Source organism: Embleya sp. NPDC025285 (assembly GCF_055558835.1).
The window spans coordinates 60798-66797 of sequence record NZ_JBVHLU010000064.1 but is presented as its reverse complement, the minus strand read 5'-3'; the positions used below and the strand labels follow the sequence as shown (position 1 = coordinate 66797).

Genomic DNA, 6000 nt, shown 5'->3' with positions numbered 1-6000 from the left:
GACGCGCAAGGCGGAAGCCGGTCCCGCCGGATCACCGCCGACATCCTCACCGCCGTGGCCGGCGCCGGGCTGGCCACCTTCGTTCGCGTAGCCGTCCTCGACATCGTGGTCGGCCTGAAGGCGGCGGACACCGCCGAGAAGAGCGCCCTGTCCGACCGCTACGCCGACGTTCCCGCCGTACTCCCGCAGGCGTTCTACGAGATCGGCCCGCTGTTCTTCATGCTGGGCCTGGTCGCGATGCTCGTCCAGTACGCCCTCGTGGGCCCCCGGCGGGGTCTCTCCGCGGTGCCGAGCCCGGCGCTGGTCCTCCTCGGCTTCGTGGCGATCATGGCGAACATGAACCTCCTCCCGGTCGGCGCGGCCATGATCTGGTTCGCCCTCGTCCCGATCACCCGTGGAAAGGCCGCGCCCCGGGGCCGCACGCCCGCCTCGGCCGTGGTCTAGGACGCGGAGGCGCGTCCGCAACCGCCCGCCCGGGCGGCCGGTTCGCACGGTTGCGTTCGCCTCCGCCCGGCGCGGTCCGGCTGGTCCTGCCGGTCCCCTTGGGGTACCGATTGGCGTTACTCCAACACCGACTACCCGCCGGCCGGCCTGCTCATCGAGAAGTTGACCGCCCGCGCGACGTGCATGTCGAACGCGTGAGGGCCGTCGTTCCTCCCAAACCGGGGGGTGGATACCGCACCGCAGCCGGTTCGACGCCGTGTCCGGCCGATGGGCACGTCGAGCGCCCGATCGTTTCGGGATCGATGTCGCTGGTCGATGGTCGCTGGCGATGTCATGGCACCGTCGGTCGGGGTAGGTCTGTCCGTGCGTGTCTCCCGATGGGTTGCCGCTTCTACCGGTGGGGTTGTGGGGCCGCGGTCGTCTCGGTGGCAAGCAATTCCATGAGTGCTTCGGGGCCGCCGCGGCGCACGGCCGCGCGTTGTCGTTGGGCGCCGGTTCCTTCGGCGAGCAGTCGGTGCACCAGTGTGGTCACGCGCTCTGCGTCGCCGGAGTTTTCGAGGGCCGGCCGTACGTGGTCCATCAACCGGCCGACCAGGTCTCCGGCGAGGACGCGTTGGGGGATCCGCGGGTCGATGAGTGCGTCACCCAAGCCGTAGCGCGCGGCGTGCCATTGGGCCGCGGCCAGGAGTTCGGGGGCCGGTTCGGCAAGGGGGGCGCCTGCCGTGTTCTCGGTCAGGGCCGTCGTGATCAACGCACGGACGACCCCCGCGAGGAGCACCGCGTCGTCGACTCGCAGTTGCACGTCCATGGCGCGCACCTCGACGGTGGGGTACCGCTCGGAGAGGCGGGCCTGCCAGTAGATCCTGCCGCGATCTCGCAGCGCGCCGACGTCCCGGAGATCGTCCACGCGCCGGTCGTAGTCGCCGGCATCGGCGAATAGTGGTGGGATGCCGCTGACCGACCAGCGGCCGAAGACGACGGTACGCCAGCTGGCGAAGCCGGTGTCGTCGCCGTGCCACATGGGAGAGTTCGCGGACATCGCCACCAGAAGTGGCAGCCAGGGCCGCAGCCGGTTGATCACGGCGACGCCCGCGTCGCGATCGGGTATCCCCACGTGGACGTGCATGCCGTTGATCAACTGCTCGTCGACCAGTTGCGGGGCGTCCGTGTGCAGGGACCGGTAGCGCGGACGTGCCGTGACCGACGCCTGCCCCTCGGAGGCGAAGGCCGCCGAACCGCACGGCGCGAGCATGCACCCGGTCTGCTCGGCCGCGGCGGAGACCGCCCGCCGCAGCCGCAGCAGGTGATCGCCGACCTCGTCGAGGCTCTCGCATACCGGGGTCGCCACCTCCACCTGGACCTGGAGCATCTCCGGTTGTACTTCACCGTCCGCGAGCCCGGGCTGGAGGTCGGCCGCGGCACGAACCGACTCCGCGCAGGCGACCGGCTCCCCGTCCTCGCGGTTCAGCAGCAGAAACTCTTCTTCGACGCCGAGAGTGACCACCTGCGGCCGTCCCCCGCCCGCAGGTCGGGCCGATCCGGACACCGGAACCGGCGGGTGGTCTGCGGCCCGGTCGCGCGGGCGGGCGGAATCCGCCATCGTGACTCCTTCGCATGCAGGGGTCCCCCACCTACCCTGTGGCAGTCCACCCATGCGAGACCCGAGAGTCCCGAACGCCGAACCTCGGGCGGGGGAGCCGTGAGGAGCGTTGTCGACGGGAATCGTGGGCCGGTGACTACGAGTGACGACACGGATTCGAGGGCATGGGGGCTTGTCCCGCACTCGGCCGGGGACGACCCACCGGCTCCGCGAGCGGCGGCACCCCGATCGGCTCCCAACGGACCGAGTTCATTCGAGCGGGACGCGTATCCGGTGTCGTGACGTGGCCGGGGGGCTCCGGACGCGTGGGCGCTCGCCCCGGCGGTCAGGAGAACTCGATTCGGTCGGCGGGTAGGACGGTGGCACCCATGTTGCGTTCCATCATGCTCACGGCCGCGTCCGCGAGGTCCGCGTGGATGTGCGCGACCGCGTCCGCGGCCACGGCCACCTCGAAGCGACGGATGTGGGCATCGAGCGCGGAGTACAGCACACACTGCTCGGTTACCTGGCCGCACAGCACGATCCGGTGCACGCCCTGCTGGTTCAGCAGGTATTCGAGGGGCGTCTGGTAGAAGATCGAGTGGCGGGCCTTGACGACGAACATCGAGGTGTCGTCCGGCCGGATCGGCTCGACGAGGTCGGCGTGCCGCCCCCGCAGTGCGGCATCGAGGATCTCGTCGTGGTGCGAGCGCCACCTGCCGAAGTTGTCGTTGACGTAGACCACGTCCGCCTCGTGTCCGCGAGCGCGGTCGATCAGCCGCCGCATCGCGGGTAGGGCCTCACGTACGGAGGGGACCAATGCCTCGGCGTCCTCGTGCTCGTAGGCGTTGATCATGTCGATGACGATCAGAGCGGTACTCGGCATCACGAGCCGCTCGACCCGGCGCGGTGATGAACCCGCTGGAGACGATTCGTTCGCGGTGTCGTCTGCACAGTCGACATCTGGATCCCTTCTTCCGGCGCGAGCGGACGGCTGCCGCAGCGGGACGAGTACCCGCCCCGGCGCCGGTACGCACCCGACGCGCGTTCCGAGCGGTCCATGGCTCGGTGGCCCCCATCAGGTCGGAGTAACACGGAGCGCCAAGGAGCATCCACGGACTGCCGGCGCCTGTACACCGAGTTCGGCATCACTCCTGGTTGGGACCGGGGGGAACGGTGCCGGCGACGCGGCCCGGCGCACAGGCCCGGACCAGCCCGAGGGGACCCGTGACGAACTCGGTCGGGTAGTCGCCACCGAATGCCCGCGCCAACGCGCCGACCGCCACGATGCCTCCCGCGAGCAGGCAGCACCCGACCACGAAGAGCCCGAAGAGCCCGAAGAGCCCGAAGAGCCCGTACGCGAGCGTCGTGTGGCATGGGCGGTGCGATGACGGCCGCGCGCCTCCTGCCGGGAGCCGGAGATCGGGGGCATCCGCGCGTTCGGGTGAACGATTGCACCGGCCGGTTGCTTGACGGGGCGGGTCGTCGTTGGGGGTTCGTGCGTCGCATTCACGCGGCGCGCCGGCGAGTTTCGGGAGAGTAGTTGTGAACACGTTCAGGAAGGCCGCGATGGCGGCCGCCGGTACCGTCGCGCTGGTGTTGGCCGGTGCCGGGGCGGCCAGTGCCGGGGCGGACGCCGACGGCGCGGCCGTCGACTCGCCCGGCGTGCTGTCCGGGAACAACGTCCAGGTCCCGGTGCACGTTCCGGTGAACCTCTGCGGGAACACGGTCAACATCATCGCCGGCGGCAACTTCGCGTTCGGGAACACCTGCCTGAACGTCGACGGCGACGACGACCACGGTGACCTCCTCGCGGGTCACCAGGGCGCCGGCCCCGCGGGCACCCACCGCTGATCCACCCCCGGGACAGGCTCCCCGGACGTTCCTCCGCGTCCCTCACCACCGAGACCCCCGCGCCTGCATCCCGCGGGGGTTTCGGCACGCCCGGGGCGACATCCGCCACGACGGGATCCGACGGGATCCGACGGGATCCGACGGGATCCGACGGGATCCGACGGGATCCGACGGGGTTCGACGGGGTTCGACGGGTCGGGCGGCGTTTCGATCCCGGGATCGGGAAGGCGATCGGCCGTGGGTCCTCACCGCGCGCCCTGCACGCCTCCCCACCCGATGCGACCGGCCCCGTCCGGAGCGCTGGGAGTCCGGTGGCTTCGAGTTGCCGGTGTGATTGCCGATTCCCGGCCGGTTCGTCGGGAATCCGATGTCGGGAGGCAGCAGGGAACCCGCTCGTGATCCCGAATCGGGCGAAGTAGGAGGCCATCTCGGGCAAACTGGCCAAGACCGTTGACGTTCCAGCTCACCAGGGAGCCGCCATGTCCGAGACCTTCCGCTTCGATCCGGCGAAAACCGCACTCGTCCTGATCGAGTACCAGAACGACTTCACCAGCGAGGGCGGGGTGCTCAACAGCGCCGTTGCCGATGTCATGGCCAAGACCGGAATGCTCGCGAACACCGTGGCCCTGGTCGCAGCCGCTCGCGCCGCGGGCGTCGCGATCATGCACGCACCCATCACGTTCGCCCCCGGCTACGGCGAACTGTCTCGCCACCCGTACGGCATCCTCAAGGGAGTCGTGGAAGGCTCGGCCTTCGTCAAGAACACCTGGGGCGCCGCGATCGTGGACGACCTGGCGCCGGCCGAGGGCGACATCGTGATCGAAGGCAAGCGCGGCCTCGACACCTTCGCGAGCACGAACCTCGACTTCATCCTGCGGAACAAGGGGATCGAGACGATCATCCTCGGCGGTTTCCTCACCAACTGCTGTGTGGAGTCGACGATGCGCACCGGGTACGAGAACGGCTTCCGCGTCATCACTCTCGCGGACTGCGTTGCCGCCACTTCCCAGGAGGAGCACGAAAACGCGATCACCTACGACTTCCCCATGTTCTCGGTGCCCATGACGTCGGCCGAGGTCATCGCCTCCCTCTGACGGTGTGCTGCGGCAACGGCATGTTGAGGACGGCGCGAACGCGCGGTTCTACGGCGGGTCCGGCCTCGGATGTGGCGATCACGCTCGTCGTCTGGTTCGCCGCAGTCCCACGACCGGGCCGACCCGGGTTCGGCGGTAGCAACGTCGCCCGCCCCTCCACAATGCCCGCGCCGTAGTCGCGCAGATGAGTGGCATGGGTCTTGGCCCACTCGATGAAGGCGATGACCGAGAGGTCGCCGAAAGCGTCCGTTTGGTCGAAGACGTGTAGGCAGCGGCGTGGTTTCCCGCGAAGTCCGTTGCCCTGGGGGCCGTTCCATCGATGACGGTGAGTGAGTCCCTGCTCGGCGGTGGACGCGGCGATGCGAACTGTGGTCGTGCGTCTCTTGTGATTTTTAAGCCCCTAGGCTTCACTGCGGGCCATAGTTTCATATTGAAATCGTCTCGATATGGGCGCGAGTGCGGGCCGTCATGAGCGCCGTCGCCGGGTACGAAACGAACGGAGCAGCCCGCCTATGGGGCGCCGACCAGCGCTGCCACTTCACGATGTCGGCAGCGGCAGCGGCAGTGGCCACCGCGGCCGTCTCCCTGCGCGACCCACGGGGCGGCAGCGCGGAGCGGCCCCGGCGGAACCTCGCCGATGCGCGACGGAGCGACGCCGTACCGAAGGCCGGCGCGACCGCCCGGCCGCCGGCAGCGGAGCCCGCTCGCTGCGGCTCCCGGCGCGGTTCAGCGGGGAAGCCGGGGCGGTGCACACGCGTCGCTCCACCGCGACGGTCAGGGACCGCGGCCGGTCCAGGGCGGCGCCCCGCAGCCCGTCGGCGGCACAGTCCCGGCGCACCGCGGGCCGCACCGGCGTCCGGCCGCGCACGGAAACCGTCCCCGAGAGGACGACGGCACCACGCTCCAGCCCGCTCACGCGGGCAGGGGCTGCTCGTTCGCGGTGGGCACGGGCCGCCCGCAGCAGCCCGAGCCGAACCCGAGCCGACCCGAGCCGAACCCGGAATCGGTTCGCCGCCGGCAGAACGGCGC

The 6000-nt window shown here is 70.3% G+C and carries 4 protein-coding genes and 1 pseudogene; 3 read left to right on the top strand and 2 right to left on the bottom strand.

From position 1 onward, the window contains the following. Positions 1–444: pseudogene (locus ACZ4FV_RS33890) on the top strand (hypothetical protein); the annotation flags it as partial. A gap of 391 nt (positions 445–835) precedes the next feature. On the opposite strand, the gene ACZ4FV_RS33885 reads toward ACZ4FV_RS33890, so the two are convergent. Beyond that, the gene (locus ACZ4FV_RS33885; RefSeq protein WP_465324053.1) at positions 836–1948 is read right to left on the bottom strand and encodes a carboxylate-amine ligase; all 1113 of its coding nucleotides are present in this window, start codon (positions 1946–1948) and stop codon (positions 836–838) included. 421 nt (positions 1949–2369) lie between these two features. Then, positions 2370–2909, bottom strand: a complete 540-nt coding sequence (locus tag ACZ4FV_RS33880; RefSeq protein WP_395868609.1) for a cysteine hydrolase family protein — start codon at positions 2907–2909, stop codon at positions 2370–2372. A 659-nt stretch (positions 2910–3568) separates the two neighbouring features. Here ACZ4FV_RS33880 and ACZ4FV_RS33875 point away from each other — a divergent pair. Both ACZ4FV_RS33875 and ACZ4FV_RS33870 read left to right on the top strand, forming a co-directional pair. Then, the gene (locus ACZ4FV_RS33875) at positions 3569–3877 is read left to right on the top strand and encodes a chaplin (RefSeq protein ID WP_395868607.1); all 309 of its coding nucleotides are present in this window, start codon (positions 3569–3571) and stop codon (positions 3875–3877) included. A 479-nt stretch (positions 3878–4356) separates the two neighbouring features. Beyond that, positions 4357–4971: a cysteine hydrolase family protein gene (locus ACZ4FV_RS33870; RefSeq protein ID WP_402235573.1), complete on the top strand. Its 615-nt coding sequence runs from the start codon at positions 4357–4359 to the stop codon at positions 4969–4971. Positions 4972–6000 lie beyond the last annotated feature (1029 nt).